The organism is Hyphomicrobium sulfonivorans (assembly GCF_013306565.1).
In the GTDB taxonomy this organism is placed as follows: domain Bacteria; phylum Pseudomonadota; class Alphaproteobacteria; order Rhizobiales; family Hyphomicrobiaceae; genus Hyphomicrobium_A; species Hyphomicrobium_A sulfonivorans.
In genome coordinates, this window is sequence record NZ_PZPO01000006.1 from 1 (window position 1) to 21,007 (window position 21,007).

The 21,007-nt window shown below is 58.1% G+C and carries 18 protein-coding genes; 11 read left to right on the forward strand and 7 right to left on the reverse strand.

Annotated elements, in window-relative coordinates:
* Both C6Y62_RS13475 and C6Y62_RS13480 read right to left on the reverse strand, forming a co-directional pair.
* Positions 1-3,035 (reverse strand): autotransporter outer membrane beta-barrel domain-containing protein (locus C6Y62_RS13475; RefSeq protein ID WP_173954370.1); only part of this gene is annotated, 3,035 nt, incomplete at its 3' end.
* 148 nt (positions 3,036-3,183) lie between these two features.
* Positions 3,184-5,220 (reverse strand): autotransporter family protein, encoded by a 2,037-nt coding sequence (locus C6Y62_RS13480; RefSeq protein WP_173954371.1) that lies wholly within the window; start codon positions 5,218-5,220, stop codon positions 3,184-3,186.
* A gap of 3 nt (positions 5,221-5,223) precedes the next feature.
* Between C6Y62_RS13480 and C6Y62_RS13485 the strand changes: the two genes are divergently transcribed.
* Both C6Y62_RS13485 and C6Y62_RS13490 read left to right on the forward strand, forming a co-directional pair.
* A complete protein-coding gene (locus C6Y62_RS13485; RefSeq protein ID WP_173954372.1) occupies positions 5,224-5,637 on the forward strand; it encodes a hypothetical protein in 414 nt (137 codons plus the stop codon).
* Between the two features lie 695 nt (positions 5,638-6,332).
* The gene (locus C6Y62_RS13490; RefSeq protein ID WP_173954373.1) at positions 6,333-7,121 is read left to right on the forward strand and encodes a hypothetical protein; all 789 of its coding nucleotides are present in this window, start codon (positions 6,333-6,335) and stop codon (positions 7,119-7,121) included.
* 235 nt (positions 7,122-7,356) lie between these two features.
* Here C6Y62_RS13490 and C6Y62_RS13495 read toward each other — a convergent pair whose 3' ends face one another.
* From C6Y62_RS13495 to C6Y62_RS13510, 4 genes are all read right to left on the reverse strand, one after another.
* Positions 7,357-8,001 (reverse strand): TetR/AcrR family transcriptional regulator, encoded by a 645-nt coding sequence (locus tag C6Y62_RS13495; RefSeq protein ID WP_068465265.1) that lies wholly within the window; start codon positions 7,999-8,001, stop codon positions 7,357-7,359.
* 125 nt (positions 8,002-8,126) lie between these two features.
* Entirely contained in the window at positions 8,127-8,786 is a 660-nt protein-coding gene (locus tag C6Y62_RS13500) for a TadE/TadG family type IV pilus assembly protein (RefSeq protein WP_338074344.1), read from the reverse strand.
* A complete protein-coding gene (locus C6Y62_RS13505; RefSeq protein WP_173954375.1) occupies positions 8,783-9,355 on the reverse strand; it encodes a TadE/TadG family type IV pilus assembly protein in 573 nt (190 codons plus the stop codon). Before C6Y62_RS13505 ends, C6Y62_RS13500 begins: the two co-directional genes overlap by 4 nt.
* 179 nt (positions 9,356-9,534) lie before the next feature.
* Entirely contained in the window at positions 9,535-10,026 is a 492-nt protein-coding gene (locus tag C6Y62_RS13510; protein ID WP_173954376.1) for a pilus assembly protein N-terminal domain-containing protein, read from the reverse strand.
* Positions 10,027-10,507: 481 nt separating this feature from the next.
* Here C6Y62_RS13510 and C6Y62_RS13515 point away from each other — a divergent pair, with 481 nt between their 5' ends.
* From C6Y62_RS13515 to C6Y62_RS13555, 9 genes are all read left to right on the forward strand, one after another.
* Positions 10,508-10,675 (forward strand): Flp family type IVb pilin, encoded by a 168-nt coding sequence (locus C6Y62_RS13515; protein WP_173954377.1) that lies wholly within the window; start codon positions 10,508-10,510, stop codon positions 10,673-10,675.
* Between the two features lie 104 nt (positions 10,676-10,779).
* Complete coding sequence (locus C6Y62_RS13520; RefSeq protein WP_173954378.1) at positions 10,780-11,280, forward strand: A24 family peptidase; 501 nt, start codon at positions 10,780-10,782, stop codon at positions 11,278-11,280.
* Between the two features lie 185 nt (positions 11,281-11,465).
* Positions 11,466-12,266: a Flp pilus assembly protein CpaB gene (cpaB, locus tag C6Y62_RS13525; protein WP_068465250.1), complete on the forward strand. Its 801-nt coding sequence runs from the start codon at positions 11,466-11,468 to the stop codon at positions 12,264-12,266.
* A gap of 67 nt (positions 12,267-12,333) precedes the next feature.
* The gene (locus tag C6Y62_RS13530) at positions 12,334-14,031 is read left to right on the forward strand and encodes a type II and III secretion system protein family protein (protein ID WP_173954379.1); all 1,698 of its coding nucleotides are present in this window, start codon (positions 12,334-12,336) and stop codon (positions 14,029-14,031) included.
* A gap of 21 nt (positions 14,032-14,052) precedes the next feature.
* On the forward strand, positions 14,053-14,790 hold the full coding sequence (locus tag C6Y62_RS13535; protein ID WP_246274727.1) for a CpaD family pilus assembly protein: 738 nt from the start codon (positions 14,053-14,055) through the stop codon (positions 14,788-14,790).
* A gap of 34 nt (positions 14,791-14,824) precedes the next feature.
* Positions 14,825-16,138: a CpaE/TadZ family protein gene (locus tag C6Y62_RS13540; protein ID WP_173954380.1), complete on the forward strand. Its 1,314-nt coding sequence runs from the start codon at positions 14,825-14,827 to the stop codon at positions 16,136-16,138.
* A 10-nt stretch (positions 16,139-16,148) separates the two neighbouring features.
* Entirely contained in the window at positions 16,149-17,654 is a 1,506-nt protein-coding gene (locus tag C6Y62_RS13545; RefSeq protein WP_173954381.1) for a TadA family conjugal transfer-associated ATPase, read from the forward strand.
* A complete protein-coding gene (locus C6Y62_RS13550; protein WP_173954382.1) occupies positions 17,647-18,645 on the forward strand; it encodes a type II secretion system F family protein in 999 nt (332 codons plus the stop codon). Before C6Y62_RS13545 ends, C6Y62_RS13550 begins: the two co-directional genes overlap by 8 nt.
* A 51-nt stretch (positions 18,646-18,696) precedes the next feature.
* Positions 18,697-19,668: a type II secretion system F family protein gene (locus C6Y62_RS13555; protein ID WP_173954383.1), complete on the forward strand. Its 972-nt coding sequence runs from the start codon at positions 18,697-18,699 to the stop codon at positions 19,666-19,668.
* A gap of 227 nt (positions 19,669-19,895) precedes the next feature.
* On the opposite strand, the gene C6Y62_RS13560 is transcribed toward C6Y62_RS13555, so the two are convergent.
* Positions 19,896-21,002, reverse strand: coding sequence for a tetratricopeptide repeat protein (locus tag C6Y62_RS13560; RefSeq protein ID WP_173954384.1), 1,107 nt, complete (start codon positions 21,000-21,002; stop codon positions 19,896-19,898).
* Positions 21,003-21,007 lie beyond the last annotated feature (5 nt).

Sequence of the window (21,007 nt, forward strand, 5' to 3'; positions counted from 1 at the left end):
CCGAACGCGCCGCCATCTGTCTTCATCTTTGGAATACGGTTCGACTTGGCGTCAATATCGTACCACGAGCCCATCAGCAGCGCGTCGACGTAGGCGTTTTCTGGCGTGTAGTGCGTCCAGTAGGCGCCCCATGAGTACGCCATGAAAGAATTCTCGCCGGCCTTGCCGCTGCCGATGTGCTGCACATCGCCGGAGCCGTGACCGATGGCGAAGAACGCACCGGCGTGATTGCGCGACGTGCCGACATCGCCATCGCGGTAAAGGTCGATACCGCCCTGGAAGGCCCAGAAGTCGTAATCGTACTTCGGACCAGCGCCGTAGATGCCACCCTTGCCACCGTCGCGGTCGCCATGCTGACCGATGACACGGGCCCAGGCTGCGTTCGGTGCGCCTTCTGCGTAAGCGCTGACGGCAGTGCCGCGCCGCTCGTGCAACGTATCGAGCATCAGGCGGCCGTACAGCAGCGTCATCGCCGGCACGGCGGCGTAGAGCGAGGTTTCCTGGCGCCAGTCGGGAATGTCGTCGCCGCAGACCGGCGCGGTTGGATCGATCGCGCAATCGAGCTCCGAACGCAGATACCAGGCGTTGGGATTGGATGCGTCAACGCTGCCACGATAGAGCGAGTATTCATAAGGGCCAGCGACAACCGGAGAGGCGAGCGCAAACAGTCCCGGCACGGTCGTGCCGCCGTTGATCGCATCGACGACAAGAATACCGTTGAGCTGTGTGAGAGCGCCACCGCCGCCGACGTTGTTCACGGCAAGCTGCGACGTGCCGGTGCCTGCTCCGCCATCGATCACAAGTTTATCGGATGGCGATCCATCACCGCCGAGATATGTATTTATGGCCAGCGTACCACCAGCACCGGTGTAGTTGCCTCTTGCAACGACTTCGCTGCCTACCAAATCGCCATTGGCGGCAATAATGTCTCCGCTGTGAAGGACATTGCCGTCAAAAATCAGCGTTTGTACGTAACTTCCGTGCAGGCTGGTGCGGCCTGAAAGTGTTATATCGTTGGCGCCAATGCTGTTGCCACTGTTGGCTTCAGTGACGACACTTTCGAATTCGGCGCCTGCCATCAAATTGAATGAACTGCCGGGGGCATTGACGCCATAGACAGCTCCATCGCGCAGTTCCAACGTTCCGGCATGCACCGTGGTGTTAGCCAGGATTTCAGAGGTTCGGTTCTGCAGGCTTGCGTGGTCTTCACCGGAGAAAAGTACACGCCCCGAGCCGCCTGATTGATTGATTTCGACCGCGACCGCGCTGTTCGCAAGGTTGCTCGCAATCGGATCAAAGAACTCTATGCTGCTGCCGGATGCAGCATCCAGGCTTAGCGTTGTCCCGCCCGTTGCCAGATATATGGCGTTGGCGGCCGCTGCGGAGGCGCCATTGTGCGTGTTGCCGGAAAATACAGTGCTACCCGATTGCACTGATAACGTGACGTCCGAGCCGCCCCATATCGCGCCGCCGTTGCCGCCGGAACTATTGCCCTGGGCTATCATCGGACCTTGGATAGAAAGCAGGCCGCCAGCGCGGATCGCGCCACCGTCCAACGTCGCCATGTTGTTGGCTAGCGATATGGTCGATCCGGTCAGGATCAACGGCGCTAAGGAGTAAATGGCGCCGCCGCTTGCAAACGCATTGTAAACGCCGCCTGTCTCGTTGTAGCCGGCTGTGTTCCCCTCGATCACCAAAGTGGTAGCCGCGCCGCCGATAGTGCTGGTTGCGCTTGCAGAGAGATATAGTCCGCCGCCGAAATTCGTAGATTTATTTCCCGATATGGATATTTGGCTGCCAGCAAGCGACAGAGAGCTGTCGCTGTAAATCGCGCCGCCAGACCCGAACGCGGTTGCGGTGCCGGATTGGTTGAAACCGGCCAGGTTATTGTCGAGAACAAGCACCGCTCCGACGCCGCCGATATCGCTACTGGCCGCTTCGTCCAGATAGAATCCGCCACCGCCGTCAAACGAGCCGCTGCCGCCAGCAATGTTGCCGGTCAGCGTCAGGCTACCATCCACTGACACGGTGCCGACATATGCGCCGCCGCCTTTAACGCCAGCATAGTTGTCGCTGACTGTGGAGGTTGTCGTGCCGCCATTGTTGCCGATTGTAAGCCTTGATATTCCATACCCGGTGCGAAAGCCGCCGCCGTTCTCGTACAGCGCGCGGTTGTTTGTGAACACGGCAGTGCCCGCAATGAGAATCCCGTACTCAACGTTGACGCCGCCGCCGCCGAACCAGGCCTGATTGTTCGTGAATGTTACGATGGCTTCGGGGTTGAGCGCCTGGAAGCCTTCCCCAGACGCACTCACGGTTCCGCCCGACCTGACGCCGCCACCATAGCCGTAGCCACTTCCGCCGATGTTATCTTCGAAAGTGACTATCCGGCTATCTATGATAATTCGACTGCCGTTGTTGGACCAAAGACCGCCACCGCTTGTGTCGGTTCTGTTGCCACTTACAATCAGCGTGCCATTGGTGTTAGTGAATGAGATGTTGCCGTTGATGGTATGCAGGCCGCCGCCAAAATCTTGGCCGTAGTTGTCCCTGAGTTCAAAGTGATCGACTGATGACGTAAAATTGCCGGATATGAAAATCGCACCGCCCCGGCCGGTACTGAAATTGTTTCTGAAAATTAGGCGCGTGCCGTCGATCGACAAACTGCTCCCACCCATTGCACCGCCTTCACTGCCATTGCCGTTGCCGTTTGCTATGACAATGTTGTCAGCGGTGAACTGACTGGCTGTAAATTTTCCGTAGACGCCGGCACCGTTGTTGAGCGTGATCACACTGTCCGACGGCACACCGCTCATCACCAGCCCGCTGCCAATGTTTTTGTTGCCGGTCAGAAACGCATCGCCATCGAACTCCCAGACTGTATTGCTGCCAATCGAAACCGGCGCGAGATTTTGTCCGTCAGGAATGTTGATGATGGTTTGCGCCGTCGCTGGCGCTGCAGCTGCAGCGTACACCGAGATGGTTAGAGCGGCGGCGATGGTGTGTTGTAATTTAGATAGGCTGTCTAACTTCATCGCACCGCTCCGTTCTGTCTTCACACATTAACAGCAGTGATTCGATCCGTTTACGGCCTAAGCAGTTGGAATTAGCCTAAGTTGCGCCTGTGATCGTTGCGAACGAAACACGGCCACTACATGATGTGCTGCAGAGGATCTTTCGCGATCACCAAGCAACCTTGACGCCAAGCTTGCCATCGTAGGCGTTGCCGTCCGCGTGTTCGCCGATACCGACGAGATAGGATGCGTTGGCGTAGATCGCCGCGCCATCGCCGATGTCGGTTGAGAAGCCGGTGTTGATCTCGAACGTGGTGCCGCCCATGTCGGCAGCGAACGGGATGAAGCCGGTGGCGGATGAGAACTTCGTCTTCGGATCGCCGAGGAACTCGTACCAGAAGTTCGGCCGTATCCACGCGGTGAAGGTGGACGGGGCTCCAGTCAGCCAGGTCGGTGTACCGAAGTCCTGTGCGAAGCTTACGCCGACACGGCCCACCAGCGAGTTGACGTTATCGAAGTGCACCTGTGCGGCGACATCCGATCCGTTGTTGAGGTTGACGGTCTGGTAGGCAAGCTGGGCTTGGGGTTCGATGCTGAACCCGCCGGGACCGGTGTAAACCGGATAACCGCCCTCAAGCGAAGCGCCGAACGCGCCGCCATCTGTCTTCATCTTTGGAATACGGTTCGACTTGGCGTCAATATCGTACCACGAGCCCATCAGCAGCGCGTCGACGTAGGCGTTTTCTGGCGTGTAGTGCGTCCAGTAGGCGCCCCATGAGTACGCCATGAAAGAATTCTCGCCGGCCTTGCCGCTGCCGATGTGCTGCACATCGCCGGAGCCGTGACCGATGGCGAAGAACGCACCGGCGTGATTGCGCGACGTGCCGACATCGCCATCGCGGTAAAGGTCGATACCGCCCTGGAAGGCCCAGAAGTCGTAATCGTACTTCGGACCAGCGCCGTAGATGCCACCCTTGCCACCGTCGCGGTCGCCATGCTGACCGATGACACGGGCCCAGGCTGCGTTCGGTGCGCCTTCTGCGTAAGCGCTGACGGCAGTGCCGCGCCGCTCATGCAACGTATCGAGCATCAGGCGGCCATACAGTAGCGTCATCGCCGGCACGGCGGCGTAGAGCGAAGTTTCCTGGCGGTAATCGGGGGTGTCGGGGGCGCAGATTGGCGCAGAGGGATCAAGCGCACAGTCAAGCACCGAGCGCAGAAACCAGGCGTCGGGATTGGATGCGTCCACGCTGCCGCGATATAGCGAGTATTCGTACGGACCAGCAACCACGGGGCCGGCAAGTGCAAACAGGCCCGGCACCGTCGTGCCGCCGTTGATCGCATCGACGACGAGAATGCCGTTGAGCTGCGTGAGATCACCTGCGCCGAGGTTGTTGACGCTCAGGAGTGACGTGCCGGTGCCCGTTCCGCCATCGATCACAAGTTTATCGGATGGCGAGCCATCGCCACCGAGATAGGTGTTGATGCCCAGCGTACCACCCTGACCGACGTAGTTCACCGTCGTCAGCGTCTTGAACGGCCCCACACTTGAAGCTGGCGGCGTGAACTGAACAAGCCCGGCGTTCGTCAAGTTGGTCAGGTTTGAATCATCTGTAACGTACCAGCTGGAACTGCTATCGATTTCGACGGAAGCCGAAGAGCCAGCCCCCGTAGAGAATGCGCCTGTGAGCGTCGTTCCATTGCCAAATGCAAGCGCGGCCGTGCTTCCATTCTGAATTACACTGTCGCCCGAGAGTGTTGAACCGGAAGCCGTAAGAGACAGGTTTGTGGTTGATGTCGCGCCGACACTCAGCAAGCGCGCCGCCGCTGAACTAGCAGTTACATCGGTTAGCTGCACGACGCCATTTGCGCTGTCAATATCGAACACAACGCCGCCACCGGCTGCCCTAAGTGTTGAATTGGTGGCTTGAAAAATCTGGCTCGTCGAGCCGGTGCTTGTCGTCGCGACAACAGGTGCGTCACTTCCGTTCGTGGTAATCTGGCTGTCGGATACGGTAACGACACTGTTGCCCGAATTATTGCTGGTCAACAGTACGCCTGAAGCAATCTGACCATTGGTGACAATGGTTCCGACATCGAACGCAATGCTGGCGTTCCATCCCGCTATCAGGCCGACGCCGTAATAGCCGTTCGTGACAATATCAACGGATGTAGCACTGGCACTAGACCCCTCATGAATGGACATGCCATGTCCATAAATATAATAGGTCGTTATGGTGCTACGTTCGAGCGTCAGTATGCTATTTCCCCGCGCTTCAGTCGCATTGCTGTTCTGTACTGTGATCGTTCCGTCAACAAAAGACAGATTGGATCCCTCGATAATGTAGATGCCGGAAGCCGACGTTCCCTGGATATTGAAATTGCTATTAGTGAATGTCGCCGTTGCAGCATTGAGAAGTTGAACGGCGCTAGCATTATTTCCTGTGGTATTTACGAAGACGTTTGTTCCATTGATGAAGCCTCCATTGCTAAACATCGCGGTGCCAGTTTGTGCGGTGTTTCCAGCGTTGTCGAATGTTATGCCATCAAGGTTTATCGTGCCGCCGGTGGTCGCCTGAGCGCCGTTTATTTGGTTGTTGAAATATGTCACCGAACCGTCTGAGAAATTAATTGTTCCGCCACCGGAAGCATCAACCGCGCCGACGTTGATGCCGGTTGAACGGCTTACGGCGCATCCGCTTTCTGTGACGGTACTTCCGGTAGAAACTATAGGCACGCCGGGCGGCGGGCAGGCAGCAACGGCTACTTTTGCGGTAGCCAACAGCATGCCGGCGATTGCAGCTGTCAGGCCGACGAGACGGCGATTGCAGCCGACGCAAATGCCAGAAAAATGATTTGATGAAGCCGCAATGTGCCAGACGCTAATGGACCGTAGAAAAATTAAATGTGCTTTCAAAATTTCTAGCATAGCAGCCCCACAAGAGTATCTGTCGGATCAGCTGAGATGATGGAAATCGCTTGATGCGTCGCGGCAATACGCCGAGTCCCACTAGCTTACGCCTGATGAAGGGGGGGCAAAAAATCAGACGATATCGATCGATATGGAGCGAACCCAACTACTCCGAATACGGAGCAACATTGATGATTCGCGAGATGTGAAGCCAGAGGTTCATAGAGTGCGGAATATGTTCAGCGAGGGTCGTTGCTAAATAAGCGCAGTGTGCTGAACGATAAATGTTCGATCACTAGCCGACATTGTCTGTCTGATGGATGTCTGTGCAGGCATCGTCGCATGCGGCTCGTGGTGACAACGATTTTGGCGCATGGCTAAATGGCACGCTCCTAGGATGAGTAGTAGTGCATATTGCAAATCCTATACGTTGCAGTGAAACTGGGATCGGCTCGAACCCAACACCAGTTGCGGGGTTCGAAGTAATCGACGCTGCGATGCTTCTGGCAATGCGGACTAAGCGCGAACCTTCCACGGAAATGACTATGATGCCTCCTTCTCCACCACTTGATTTCTTTTCTGCCGGCTGGCGAATGTTCAGCTGCAACCCTCCGGTCCGTCGGCTCCTGCTGACACTTGTTTCTGCGGTCGCCGTGCTGTCACTGGTTTCCGATCGGGCTGCCGCAGTCTCCGATGAAGACTATTTCGTCGATGTTTATCTGGCCGCTCAGTCGGCGGAATCCGCCAAGCGAAACGCTGATCTGATCATAGGACGTGGAGTGCCGCCCGACGTTGCCCCCGATCTCTATCGCAAGGCACAGGTCTGTTACGGCAAAGTTCTGTACAAGCACGTCACCCGTCCTGAGATCACCTATCTGCGTACCCATAACGATGGCATACGGCTGCGTGCGGGCTCGGGGAACATTACGCCCGATATTCAAGGTATCATTGGGCGAAGTGCCGACCTCGCCGATGCCCGCGAGCGTGCGAGATGTCTGTGGTATGAAAACGAAATGCAGCTTGCTCTGGGCGAGCAAGGTTTGGACCCCGCAGTGCGTGACTTCAAGTGCCGGTATGTCCGGGGCGCTGACTTTGCGTGCACCTACCGGATTGAGAGCACGGACGCGCAGGCCCCGCGGGAAGGGCACGAAGTGATTTATCGGTGGGACGATGGCTGGAGCGTTGTCCAGCGCTAGACTTTAATCGATTTGGTCGCGATCCACCTGAAGCGCGAACCACGGGCTGCGTCAAATAGCTGTTGCTCGGGTGGCTCCAGGAGAAGCGCTTGCGACTTTAGAGCCTCTCCGCCTTGTGACGGAGTGATGCGCTGCAGTTCTGCCGGTTGAGATTGGCGATGACGGAATTTCAGTCATCAATCGCAGGGCGACATGCTCGTAGCGCCAAGTCGTATTGGCAGTGGTTGCGCGCTGATCAGCGCTTTTCCTTTTGGGGTGCGGTGCTGACGCCGTGTGATGTCGACCGCTGCAAACCGGCCAGATAGGTCATGACGAGATCATCAATCAGAACCTGTCCGGAATGATTTGTAATTGTCGCCAGCTTGTTGGCGGTGGACAGTGACGTCAGTCCATGAATGCCGGCCCAGATGGTGCGGGCATGCTGCCGTCTGGTCTCCGGCGAGGTGTCTGCGTCAAGTATCGGGTCGAGCACGTCCTCAAACGGCTGCAGCAGACTGCTGATCTTGTCCTCGTACCAGTCCGGCACCGGGTGATTGCCCGGAATCCGGTGCTCAATCAGCAGGCTCCAGCGCTTTGGATGGTTCTGAGTAAATTCGAAATAGGTTGCCGCCAGCCGGGGCAGTCGTTCGTGGGCGGGGGCGTTTTGAGCCGCTTCTATCAACTGCTGGCGCAGATCATCAAGCAGCCGAGCCTCAATGATGAGCAGCAGATCATCGAGGTTTTCGAACATATTATATAGCGTGCCAGGCGAGTATCCGATGTGCTTGGCAATCTCACGGGCGGAAAGGCCATCAATGCCGGCCTCATCGATGATGGATGTGGTCGCAGCAATGATCAGCTCGCGCAGCTCTTCCTGAGTATGTATTGAACGGCGGCCCATGATCGCTTCACAAATAAAGTCATTCGTTTACTGACTAAGTAGCAGACTAATTGAGATGGCGGTAGGGGCTTAAGTGTCTCTCAATAACTAAAAGCCGGTGACGCTAGAACTAAAAGCCGGTGACGCTAGCAGGGGCTGATGCAGTTTTCGCCTTTCACATAATCGACGCAGCTGTTGCGCGGATTGTAGAACGACTTTTCTGTGAATTTGACCAGTGAACCAAAGCCTGGGACGAAATCGCCGAACAGAGGTTTGAACTTGTACTCTGCCTGCACAACGATAACGCTGCCGCCCTTCGGTACGAGTCCTGTTGGCAAAGTATAGCTTGAGCATTTGGCCGGTACGCTGATCCCGCCTTCGCCGTAGGAATAGCTCCAGGTCACCTTTGCGTCGGCTGCGTTATTAGGTGATGCCTGTACGGAGGCGATGACAACCTGCAGTTCTTTTTCGTTTGCGTCATAGGGCGCCATGATGTGAGCCATGGCTTTCATTGCGCCGTCGAGATTTGGCTTGGCGGCGCTTTCAGTGGCTCCGATCGATTCCTGGCGTGCAATGGCATCACCGACACTCGATACAGCTGTTGAAAAATGGCGGTCCATATCGATGGCGCGCGAGGCTTCGACGACGCCGAGCAACAGCAGCATCAGAATGGGCAGGATCAACGCAAATTCGATACCGGCAACGCCCCGATCATCGCGCCGCAAAGCACGGGTGAAGCCTGCAATCCATGTGCGCGCAACATTCCAAGAATGCATCGTCTGGCCTCGGTACAGCAGGTGTTTCATTTGTAAGGCTCGCTGCGGAACGCAGTAGCCGCCTGCATGATTGCAGCGCCGGAGCCGTCAGATTGGTTGCCCAGCTTCAGGAACGGGAAGCTTTTGGCCATGTCCCATTGGTAGCAAACGGTGACGACAGCTACTTCCTCCGCGTCGCCGGCATGCTTGCTGAGTAGGTCGTCGCCGTTGCCGGTGGACGCACTCATCTTGCCGTTGACGACGCATGGGGCGAGATTCAGGTTGGCCCAATCGGGGGCGGTTTGGACCAGGATTGAAAGCTTGTTGCAGTCGATTGCAGCGTTCATGCTGTCGCAAACGGCTTGGCGGAAGCTGGTGACATTCATCTTGGCTTCGTTGGATTGGCCGGTGCGAATGATGCGCGCCGCGTTCTCGACGCCGCTCTGAAGCGATGAGTTGACCAGGAAGAAAATGCCCAGGCCTACGATGCCGAGAATAAAAAAGATGAGCGCCCCACCGATCACGGCGAACTCAATGGCTGTAGAGCCACGTTCGTTGCGATGAAAGTCGCTCAGCGCGCTGGCGGCGTGTGGGGAGTTTGTCCGGAAACGCATCCGCATGACTATGGGTGTTCTCGCGTATGAAATTTAGCGCGTGAACGTAGGGATGCGTCCGTGAAGGATGTATTACTTCTCGGCTAATTTGAAGCAAACCGGTAAGCGCATCGTTAACCGGTTCCGGCAGGCTCGACTGCGGTTCCGTGGGTGTGAAGGACGAGCGCCTCAGTCGCGGATGGCGGCTATTCGTTCTGCGTGGGGGTGTTGGGATTGGAAGTGGTTCTTTTTGCCTGAACGGCTTTGTTCAGGGCATCGAAGCTCGTGATGTCATCGCCAACAATGATGGCAGGCGAGCAGTTTGGCGCGCAAGTATAGGTCTGGCGCTTCTCTCCGCGATAAACAACGACTGTGCGCCGATCGTCCTGATCGACGACCACGCGCTGATCCTGAATCACATTCCGATCGGCATCGAGCGCGATGATGTTCGTGATGCCAAACGCCTTGCCTGTCACCACCAGCAGGTTGCCACCCTGAACGCTAACGTCCGCGATCGATGGATTGCCGATGATGACTTCAGAAACCGGGCGCGGCAGGCGCAAGAGCTGTGACTGGTCGTAACGCACCATAAGGTCGGCTGCGGCGGCGTTGTTCGAGCCTATGCAACCAGCGCCAATGGCAGTGGCGGCTGCAACCAGATAGCGAGCGGCGTGCACGGGACGGAAAAAGCGGGTCATTGCGACGAGTTCCATGTTCTTCGTCGGCGATTACCTCAGGAAATGGTGAAGAAAGGGAAAACCAGCGTTTGGAAAATGGGCTGGTGCCGTTCGAGGGCTATTTTAGCCGATGCACAAGTGCGATCTGGCGGGGCGTCGGGCGGATACGATCAAAGTATAAACATGGTTTTTCAAGTATAGATGTTTGCTGGTGGTGCCGATTTTGGGCCTAATGTGACGTGTTTAATTGCGTTTATCTATGGATGCGTCACTTGCATTTGCTTGATTTTCAGCGTTCTTGTTGGGTGTTCTTGTGATGCCGCTTTTTATTAAATTTTATCTGTTTAAATAACTCTTTATTAGGAGACATTTACGTTCAAATTAGTGCGATTTACTTGGGTTTAAGAATTGGGGGCGCATACCAGCATCAGTTCAGCGCACGGTGCGAACATCGGCTCTGAACTTCGCATGATGCGATCAAAAGAAACTGGGAGATGCTGTCATGAAGAATTTTGTTTCGCGTTTCGCTCAGGACGAATCCGGCGCAACCGCCATTGAGTACGGCCTGCTGGCCGCTCTGATCGGCGTTGCCATCGTCGTTGGCGCAACCGCCGTCGGTACAAATCTGGACAAGATGCTGACCGACATCTCTGAAAAGCTGAAGATGTAATCTTCTGACTACCTAACAAAATCGGTCGCCCGGCAGACTTTGCCGGACGACCGTACTTGTCTCTGCTCCTGTTTAGATGTTCGCCGCAGCGGATTGAGAAGCCAATGTCGCTCCATGTGCTCTCGCTCTTCTTCCCGTTCGCGATGCTTTACGCGGCTGCGATGGACGTCTTCACGATGCGCATCCGCAACCACGTCTCGGTAGCTATTGCGGCGGCGTTTCCGGTGATTGCGTTGATTGCCGGTTTGTCGGGGCAGCAGGTGCTCATGCATTTCGGCATCGGTGCTGCCGTCCTGCTTATTACTATGGCGCTGTTCGCCTTCAGGCTGATGGGCGGTGGCGACGCCAAGCTCATCCCCGCAGCGGCGGTCTGGATGGGGTATGAGCAGATCCTTCCCTTCATTGTTTACATGACGTTGTTCGGCGGAGCCTTGTCGCTGTTCGTTGTGCTCTATCGCAGCTTTCCAGCCGCTGCTTTGCCTTTGCCGCAGTGGGCGTTGCGGCTACATCAGCCTGGGTACGCCATTCCCTATGGCGTTGCGATTGCTGCCGGGGCCCTCATTGCTTACCCGCTGACCACAGTGGCCATGGCGCTTGCAAACTGATCCCTGCCCGGCCCGCGCGAATATCTCTTCTCGGCGCGCACGATTGCGCGCCTGAACAGCGTGAAAAATTCAGCCCTTTGATCAGAGAACCGGCCCCAATTTGTAACGCCGGTTAACCTTGCGTTGACGTTTGTCCTGCACTTTGAGGATGTCACCAATTCGGCCGGTCGAAAGGACCACTGGCTGTGAAACGCGCACAATTGATCGGCATTACAGTAGCGGCAGGAGCGGGTCTCCTTGCGTTCATGCTTATGCGTTCGGTTGTGAACACGCCGACGGCAGAGCCGACGCAGATCGCAGTGCCGGTCAATGCAACCGAAGTGCTGGTTGCAGCGCGCAACATTCCAGTGGGCGAGGTGACCAAGCGCGCCGACTTCCGCTGGCAGACCTGGCCCGCAGATGCTGTCACACCGTCATTCATCAGTCAGGACAATAGCGAAGGCATGAAGCTGGTCGAGGGCGCTATCGCCCGCGCACCGCTTCTCGAAGGCGAACCGGTCACGAAGCAAAAGGTGATCAAGCCGGGCGATGGCGGCGTGTTGGCGGCAATCCTGCCCCAAGGCATGCGCGCGATCTCCACCAAGATTCGGGAAGAGACGGCTGTCGGTCGTCTCATTCTGCCGAACGACCGTGTCGACGTGATCCTCACACGCCGTGAGCGTATGCCGAATGGTCGCGAAGAGCACGTGTCCGATACGCTCTTCTACAATGTGCGGGTGCTGGCCATCGGTCAGGATCTCGCCAGCAAAGAAGGCGCGAAGACCGCTGAGGGTGGCGCCAATACTGCCACTCTTGAGCTGACGCCCGGCCAGGCCGAGCAGTTGGCGCGAGCAAATTCTATGGGCGAAATAAGCCTTTCTCTGCGTAGCGTTGCCGATGGCGATCCCCGTGGCAAGGGCCCGACAGCGGCGGTCAACGATCAGCGTGGCAACACCGTCCGTGTGCTGCGCTATGGCGTTCCGACGCGCGAGTACGGCGTCAACTGAGTTGCGTCATTCAGTTTCTGTCTGAGTTGCGTCATTCAGTTTTCGGCTGTCGAGAAGGCTATCGATCATGCGAACGACCCTAAAGTGGGCGCGCGCCGCCATGGCTGCTGTGCTTTGCTTCGCCACTCCGCTTGGCGAGCTTAGTGCTGCTGACATGCAGGGCAGAAATCAGGGACAGGCAGGCAACGATTCCATTCTGCGAATCCCCGGCAACGCGGCTTTTCCGCTGACCAAGCAAATTGAGCTTGGCGTCGGCCGTTCGCTGGTGGTGCAGTTTCCGGTTCCGCTGAAAGACGTGCTGGTGTCCGATCCGGCGGTGGTTGATGCCGTCGTGCAATCCTCCGAGCGCGTGTTCCTGATCGCGAAGGGAACCGGCCAGACCAATGCATTCTTCTTTGACGAGTACGGGCAGCAGATCCTTACCCTCGAGGTGCGGATCGGCGCCGATCTGTCGTCACTCGATCAGTTGCTGTCCCGCCTCATTCCGGGCTCGAACGTCCGCAGCGAAATGGCTGGCCGGGCATTGGTGCTGACGGGCAGCGTGCGCTCGCCGATCGACTCTAACCGTGCGGCTGAAATTGCTTCTCAGTTCGCGGCGAGCATCGAGGGCGTGGACAGTGTCGTCGGCTCCGGTCAATCGACTTCGGTCAATTCCAACACCAGTCTGAATGTAACCGGCCTGAGCGGGAACAATCCGAATTCAGCTTATCAGCGACTGAGCGATAACCAGTCTAACTCGTCTTCCGGCGGAGGACAGCAGCCCTATGAGCCGCGTCGCATCATCAACCTGATCTCGGTTGAGGGCGAAGAGCAGGTGATGCTGCGTGTCACCGTGGCTGAGGTGCAGCGCACGATCCTGAAGCAGTTCGGTATCAACGTTGGCGCGCTGGTCAACTCCGGCAACTTCTCGACCGCGCTGCTGGGCGCCAACGGTTTGCCACTGAGCGGCGCAGCCCTTGGAACGTTGCCGACGCCAGGTATCGCGACCATTGGCGCGGCTGCCGGAACGCTGGGATTGTACAACGGCGGACCGGTCAACGCTGCAAGCCTACCGTTCGGTAACTCGGGCGTTGCTATGGGTTGGGCCTCAGGCAATCAGGCCGTAAACGGTGCCCTGCGCGCCATGGAGCGCGACGGCCTGCTGAAAACGCTGGCCGAACCGAACCTGACCGCTGTGTCGGGCGAAGCGGCGCAGTTCCTGGCCGGTGGTGAATATCCGATCCCGGTGGCCGACAACTTTGGTCAGGTGAGCGTTACCTTCAAAAAGTTTGGTATTGGCCTAGCGTTTACGCCGGTCGTTCTCTCTGAGGGCAGGATCAGTCTTAAGATTGAAACGGAAGTCAGCGAGCTGAGCAACGAAGGCGCAGTCGTGCTGTCAGGTCTGCAGATTCCAGCGCTGAAGACGCGCCAGGCAAACTCGACCGTGGAACTGCCTTCCGGCGGCTCGATCGCGATCGCCGGCCTGCTGTCGGAGAATACGCGCCAGAACATCGACGGTTTCCCAGGGTTGAAGGATGTGCCGATCCTGGGCACGCTGTTCCGCAGCCGTGACTACCAGCGCCAGGAAACCGAACTTGTCGTGATCGTCACGCCTTACATGGTGCGCCCGGTCGCTCGCCAGGAGCTGGCACGCCCGGTTGATGGTCTCGGCGATCCAACCGACCGCAAAGCCAACTTCCTCGGTCACATCAATCGCGTCTACGGCGGTGGCCGTCCTGCGCCGGCCGGCGATCTCAAGGGCGATTACGGCTTTATTGTCGAATAACGGATGGTCTGGAGACGTAGCATGACAACGACAAACGAAATGCGCGCTCGCGGATCAGGCTACCGTTCGCTGATCGCCAAGCTGCTTATCGCCTCAGCTGCTGTATTGCCTGCTGCCGGCTGCAAGACGCTGGATGACCCGACGCGCGTAGCGGGCTGGACGCTGGTTGATGCTACGCAGCGTCATCCCATTCTTGTGTCGCAGGAGCCGACAACCCATCTGATACGCGTGGGTGACGGCGCGAACGGACTATCGCGGTCACAGCGTGGCAAATTGATAGGCTTTGTAAACCATTATCGTGCGACCGATGCAGGTAATAGCCGTCTTGTTGTTTCCGTACCAAGCGGAGCGGCGAACGAAGTTGGCGTCATGCATGCGGTTGGAGAGATCCGTTCGTTGTTGACCGATCACGGTTTCAGCGAAGCCACGATTTCGGTGGAGGCCTACAACGCGGAAGGCACGGGAAGCCCGCCGATCCGTGTTTCGTATCTTCGCTATATCGCCGAGCCGCCGCAGTGCGGAGATTGGTCGACGAACCTTGCCTATGAGCCGACGAACTTGCCGTACCCCGATCTGGGCTGCTCTCAGCAGCGCAATCTGGCGGTGATGGTGGCAAATCCGGCGGACCTGCTGGGGCCGCGCAGTGAAACGGCGCGTTCGGGCGAACGGCGCGATCAGGTCTGGAACAGGTATGTTACCGGACGGCCGACCGGCGCCACCAAGTCTGCTGACGAACGCGTGAATATGGCCATCGATTGATGGCTGACGATTTTTGTTAAGGGTCGCCAGGAACATGTCTGAGCCAGCCAAGTACATCTCTCACGACGACGATCATATCGGTGTCGGCGCGTCTCTGGCCGAGCTTGAGGATGGCTTTGTTCCGCAGGCATCGGATCGTGCGCGGCCTATTCCGCGCATTTCAATTCAGGTGTTCTGCGAGAACGGACCCACGGCTGACATCGTTCGCATTGCGGCCGAGGACAGACGGCTTGCCAAGGCCCATGTGAATGTTCACATGGGCGGTATCGAAGCCGCCGTTATCCATTACCAGCAGAACCCGACGCCAAATCTCATTGTCATTGAGAGCAGTCTGCCGCGTGATCACATTCTGGCGGAGCTCGATCGTCTGGCTGAGAATTGCGATCCCGGCACTAAGGTCATCGTGATCGGCCACGTGAACGACATCACGCTTTATCGCGAGCTGCTGAAGCGTGGCGTGAGTGAGTATCTGGTGGAGCCGGTGACGCCGCTGGATCTCATGGAGGCCGTGTCCAACATCTACAACAATCCCCAGACGGAGCCGGTCGGGCACGTGTATGCCTTCATCGGCGCCAAGGGAGGCGTGGGTTCATCCACGGTGTGTCACAACACGGCATTTGCGCTTTCGGAAGCCCTGAAGGCCGACGTCGTGATTGCCGACATGGATCTGGCGTTCGGCACCACCGCGCTCGATTTCAATCAGGATCCGATGCAGGGCATCGCCGATGCACTGATGAGCCCTGAGCGCCTCGATGAGGTGCTGTTGGATCGTTTGCTGACGAAGTGCTCGGATCATCTGTCGATTTTCGCTGCCCCGGTGCTGCTGGATCGCGAGTACGATATTTCAGTCGATGGCTGCGATCAGGTGATCGACGTCGTGCGCCAGAACGTTCCTTACGTCGCTGTGGATTTGCCGCATGCCTGGACGGGCTGGGTGAAAAGCGTGCTGCTGCAGGCGGACGAAGTGGTCATTACCGCTGTTCCGGATCTGGCGAACCTGCGCAACGCGAAGGGCATCATCGATCTGCTTTCGCAGTCGCGCCGCAACGATGCCAAGCCGCGGCTGGTGATGAATATGACCAACATGCCGAAACGGCCAGAAATCAGCGTCAAGGAATTCGAAGCCGCTGTTGGCCTGAAGGCTATCAGTGTGATCGATTTCGATAGCGAAACCTTCGGGCAGGCCGCGAACAACGGTCAGATGATCGAAGAGCTGAGCGCGAAATCGAAGGCCGCTGTTGCATTCCGCGACATCGCGCTGGCCATCAGCAATCGGCGAGACGTCCAGGCGAGCAAGAAGACGTCCGGCTTTGCGCCACTGCTGGAAAAACTGAAGTTGAAGCTGTAGGGAGCTGTAGATGTTCGGCAAGCGTACAGGCGATGCAACCACGCACCGCCCGGCGAAGACTGTTCCGGTGGCTCCGGTCGCCGAGACGGCGGCTGCAACGGAAGCCTTGCCGACGTCCAAGTCTCCTGTACCGGCTGCGGGCGCATCAGCTGCAGCGCGACAGGCTGAAACAAAACAACAGCAGCAACAACAACGTCGGCACTCGGAAGAGTATTACGACGTCAAGACGACGGTCTTTAACGCGCTAATCGACACCATCGATCTGACGCAGCTCGCCAAGCTTGATGCCGCATCGGCGCGCGAAGAGATCCGCGACATCGTCAGCGAGATCATTCAGATCAAGAATGTCGTGATGTCGATTGCCGAGCAGGAGGAACTGCTCGAAGACATCTGCAACGACGTGCTCGGCTATGGTCCCCTTGAGCCGTTGCTGGCGCGCGATGATATCGCCGATATCATGGTCAATGGCGCCAACACGACATACATCGAGGTCGACGGCAAAATGAAGCGTACAGGTGTACGTTTTGCCGACAACATGCAGCTGATGAACATCTGTCAGCGGATCGTGAGTCAGGTCGGGCGACGGGTGGATGAGTCAAGTCCGATATGCGACGCGCGACTTCCTGATGGGTCGCGTGTCAACGTCATCGCGCCGCCGCTTGCGATCGATGGTCCGGCGCTGACAATTCGTAAGTTCAAGCGCGACCGTCTTAAGCTCGATCAGCTAGCAAAGCTCGGCACCATAACGCCCGAGGGTAAAACGCTGCTGGAGATCATTGGGCGCGTCCGCTGCAACGTGCTGATCTCGGGTGGTACGGGTTCAGGTAAAACGACGCTTTTGAACTGCCTGACCGGCTCCATCGACCACGATGAACGCATCATCACCTGCGAGGACTCCGCTGAGCTTCAGCTCCAGCAGCCGCACGTCGTGCGTCTTGAAACCCGCCCGCCCAACCTCGAAGGTGAGGGCGAGATCAAGATGCGCGATCTCGTGCGCAACTGTCTGCGTATGCGCCCAGAGCGCATCATCGTGGGCGAGGTTCGCGGCCCTGAAGCGTTCGATCTGCTGCAGGCGATGAACACCGGCCATGACGGCTCGATGGGAACGCTGCACGCCAACTCGCCGCGCGAAGCTTTGAGCCGTCTGGAATCGATGATCATGATGGGCGGCTTCCAGCTTCCCGTACACACAATCCGCGAGATGATCACGGGGTCGATTGACGTGATCGTACAGACGTCACGACTGCGCGATGGCACGCGTAAAGTTACGCACATCACTGAAGTACTCGGCATGGAAGGTGACGTCGTTACGCTGCAAAATCTGCTCGTCTATGACATCACGGGGGAGGATGCGCACGGCAAGATCATCGGTCAGCACAGGTCTACCGGCATCGCGCGCCCGCGCTTCTGGGAACGCGCGCAATATTATGGCGAGGAAGGTCGTCTGGCGGCGGCACTAGCGGCGGCGGAAGTGCTCGACGAGCACGGCAATCCGCTGGGAGACAAGAATGTCTGACGCTGGAATGGCATCAACGGCTGCGGCGGCGCTGGTAGCAGTTGCGGTAGCAGCTGCAGCTTATGCAATTCTGTATCCCTACCTTTTCGGAGATCGCAAGCAGGATACACGCCGACGTGGCATCGTCGATGGCCGACGCGAGGCGTTAAGCACGCTTGAGCAGTCGGCTGCTACGCGACGCAAATCGGTTGCCGACACCTTGAAGGAAATGGAGGAGAGGCAGAAGAAAGCCGAGCGTATTTCGCTGCGTCTCAGGCTTCAGCGCGCAGGCTTCAATGCGACGACGCGTACGTTCTGGTTTGCGAGCGCGGCCACCGGCGTGGGTCTGGCAGCGCTCACGACATTGCTGCTTAGCCCGAGCATCACGCGCTCCGTTCTGGTCGCGGTTGTGGGCATCATCGGATTTGTCGGTGTGCCGCGATGGTTCTTGAACAAGGCAACGGCGCGCCGCCAGTATAAGTTTACCAGCGAACTGCCGAACGCCATCGACATCGTCGTGCGCGGCATGAAAGCGGGCTTGCCGCTTAACGAATGTCTGAACATTGTCGCGCGCGAAAGCGAAGAGCCGCTTGCGAGCGAGTTTCGCGAGGTGATCGAGCAGCAGCGCGTGGGCGTATCGCTTGGCGAAGCGCTGGAACGTCTGGCGCAACGCATGCCGCTGCCTGAGGTCAAGTTTCTCACGATTGTTGTTGCTATCCAGCAGCAGGCAGGCGGCAATCTGTCGGAAGCGCTGGGCAATCTATCGCAAGTGTTGCGCGATCGTTTTCGTTTGCAGCTGAAAGTGAAGGCGCTGAGTGCCGAAGCAAAAGCTTCCGCGGCGGTGCTGGCATCTTTGCCGCCCATCGTCACCTTCATGCTGTACCTTCTCTCGACGGATTACATTTCTGTTCTGTTCACAACACGAACCGGCAATTTTGCGTTGCTGGCATGTGGCATCTGGATGCTGATGGGCGTTTTGATGATGCGCAAGATGATCAACTTCAAGTTCTAGCGGTTGCATTCGGCGCTGTAGCCGCCAAGAGCACTATAAGAGGCCTCGGCCATGGACTTTATCGACACGTTCACCGATCCGACGTTTCTCATCACCATGTTGGCGGCGATCTGCGCCTTCGCGACGGTGCTGACGATCGCCATGCCGCTGCTGGCGCAGGATCGCATGAACCATCGCATGCGTACGATGGCTATCGAGCGCGACAAGATGCGTGCGGAGCGTCTCGCGGAGATCGCGGCGCGCGAGCGGCATGGACGTTTGCGCCGGTCGCCCGCCGGGTTCATGAACGAAATCGTCAACAAGCTGAACCTGCGCAAGCTCTTTGACACGGAAGATCTGCGTGAGCGCCTCAAGCGTGCAGGCCTGCGTGGTCAGGGGCCGTTGGTGGCGTTTATGTTCTTCCGTGTTGTGGCGCCTGTGATCGTGTTCGTTGTGGCGTTGGTCTATCTGTTCGTGCTCAACGATTTCAGCTATCCGCCGATCATCAAGTTTGCGATTGCGCTGGGTGCCGGAATTCTGGGCTCCTATGCGCCGAACGTCTTTATTGAAAACCTTATTCAGAAGCGGATGCAATCCATCAAGGTTGCTTTTCCCGATGCGCTCGACATGCTGTTGATCTGTGTGCAGTCGGGCATGTCCGTGGAAGCCGCGTTTGGAAAAGTCTCCAAGGAAGTTGCGTCTCAATCGTTGGAGCTTGCAGAGGAACTGAGCCTGACGACGGCGGAGCTTTCCTATTTGCAGGATCGCCGGATGGCATTTGATAATCTCGGCAAGCGAACAGGACTTCCGGGCGTGAAGGCAGTAACAACTGCGCTGATCCAGGCGGAACGTTACGGTACGCCCGTGGGGCAGGCGCTGCGCGTGATGGCCAAGGAAAACCGCGACATCCGGCAGGCCGATGCGGAAAAGAAAGCTGCCGCGCTGCCGCCTAAGCTAACCGTGCCGATGATTATCTTCTTCATGCCGGTGCTGTTCGTGATCATTCTGTTTCCGGCGGCCATCGGCTATTATCAGTGGTCGTGATCGCGACCGCCTGTAGATAAAGATCGGGGGCGGAGTACGCGCAGATATTGGCGCACTGGCGGGCGAGCTTATGCCGTGCCGTATGCGGGTCCCTTAGCGCTCCATCCGCCCCAGCAATGACGTCGCAAAATAGAGCGGGTCCACTCTGGTGACAGAATGGACCTGGATTGCTGTCGCAGGACGCTCAGGTCATTGTGCGGCATGCGCCGAATTTCGGCGTCGTGCACTCAGTGCTCGATGGTAGCCCAACCGTCGCTGTCATTTTCGACGCGAAACTGTGAGGCCATCTCAGAGACTGACATAACCGACTGCTCGCGGAGTTGCGCTGACGGCGCGCTGGCTGCTCGCGGCGTTGGGCTATCGACGACCCAGCCGGTGTCAGCCTTGGCGTGCAGATCCTGCGACGGTTGATTGGCGGCGTGTGTGACCTGCGTAACGCGTGCTGCCGGTGCAGCAGAAGCCGACGGGGCGGCAGCGGCAAACTGCGTGCCTGTGCTCCAGGGTGAGTTAGCAGGAGCGGCTCCTGGAGCCGCAGGCATGGGCTTGGGTTCGAGCATCACCACCTGACGCAGGTATTCGGCGTTTTCGGCTGCCTTGTTCACTGGCATGTCGCGCGCAGCGACAACCTGGGCTTCCTCGTACTTGCCCTGCAGGCCAAGCACGAGCGCAAGGTTCTGCCGGATCTTCGGTGAGCCTGCATCGCTCGCTGCCGCCTGACGCAGCATGCCTTCGGCGCGGTCGGAATCGCCGTTCATGGCATGGGCGAGGGCCAGGTTGCTCATGACCGAAGGTTGGTCGGGAGCAAACGTCAGGGCGCGCTCGAAATAGGGGATGGCGCCGGTGTAGTCGCCTTCCTTGGCGAGCGCCGCACCGCGCGCGGAAATCACACGCCAGTCCGGATTGGATGGGTCGTCGGCAATGGCCAGAACCTGCTTGGCCACTTTTACCTGGTCCAGCTCAAGCGCAAGGCGGCCGTATTCACTGGCCAGATCGCGATCTTGTCCGTGGTAGAGCGACACCTGCTGGAGCACAGCCATGGCGCGGCGCTTTTCGTTCATGGCCTTCAGGTTGCGCGCGTAGCTGAGCGCCGATTTCAGATCGCGCGGGTTCTCGGCATAGGCCTTGGCCCAGTAGTTCGTCGCCTTCAGCAGCTCGCCGTCGATGCCGCCCTGGGCGGGGCCGCCTTGCTGCGCTTGCTGCTGCGGCCGCTGCGGTCGTTGCTGCTGCTGCTGGGACTGCTGCGCGTCAGTGCTGGCCGTTGAGAGCAGGCCGCCGGAGTTTTGCAGCGTCTGGCCACAGGCGCCAAGCATGAGGGAGGCGGTGAGGGCAGCCATCGTGC

Excerpts from the sequence above, each read along its gene's own strand:
- C6Y62_RS13480 (WP_173954371.1), bottom strand. The coding sequence starts at position 5,220 with ATGTCCATTCATGAGGGGTCTAGTGCCAGTGCTACATCCGTTGATATT.
- C6Y62_RS13485 (WP_173954372.1), top strand. The coding sequence starts at position 5,224 with ATGTCCATAAATATAATAGGTCGTTATGGTGCTACGTTCGAGCGTCAG.
- C6Y62_RS13495 (WP_068465265.1), bottom strand. The coding sequence starts at position 8,001 with ATGGGCCGCCGTTCAATACATACTCAGGAAGAGCTGCGCGAGCTGATC.
- C6Y62_RS13500 (WP_338074344.1), bottom strand. The coding sequence starts at position 8,786 with ATGAAACACCTGCTGTACCGAGGCCAGACGATGCATTCTTGGAATGTT.
- C6Y62_RS13505 (WP_173954375.1), bottom strand. The coding sequence starts at position 9,355 with ATGCGGATGCGTTTCCGGACAAACTCCCCACACGCCGCCAGCGCGCTG.
- C6Y62_RS13510 (WP_173954376.1), bottom strand. The coding sequence starts at position 10,026 with ATGACCCGCTTTTTCCGTCCCGTGCACGCCGCTCGCTATCTGGTTGCA.
- C6Y62_RS13515 (WP_173954377.1), top strand. The coding sequence starts at position 10,508 with ATGAAGAATTTTGTTTCGCGTTTCGCTCAGGACGAATCCGGCGCAACC.
- C6Y62_RS13520 (WP_173954378.1), top strand. The coding sequence starts at position 10,780 with ATGTCGCTCCATGTGCTCTCGCTCTTCTTCCCGTTCGCGATGCTTTAC.
- C6Y62_RS13530 (WP_173954379.1), top strand. The coding sequence starts at position 12,334 with ATGCGAACGACCCTAAAGTGGGCGCGCGCCGCCATGGCTGCTGTGCTT.
- C6Y62_RS13535 (WP_246274727.1), top strand. The coding sequence starts at position 14,053 with ATGACAACGACAAACGAAATGCGCGCTCGCGGATCAGGCTACCGTTCG.
- C6Y62_RS13540 (WP_173954380.1), top strand. The coding sequence starts at position 14,825 with ATGTCTGAGCCAGCCAAGTACATCTCTCACGACGACGATCATATCGGT.
- C6Y62_RS13545 (WP_173954381.1), top strand. The coding sequence starts at position 16,149 with ATGTTCGGCAAGCGTACAGGCGATGCAACCACGCACCGCCCGGCGAAG.
- C6Y62_RS13550 (WP_173954382.1), top strand. The coding sequence starts at position 17,647 with ATGTCTGACGCTGGAATGGCATCAACGGCTGCGGCGGCGCTGGTAGCA.
- C6Y62_RS13555 (WP_173954383.1), top strand. The coding sequence starts at position 18,697 with ATGGACTTTATCGACACGTTCACCGATCCGACGTTTCTCATCACCATG.
- C6Y62_RS13560 (WP_173954384.1), bottom strand. The coding sequence starts at position 21,002 with ATGGCTGCCCTCACCGCCTCCCTCATGCTTGGCGCCTGTGGCCAGACG.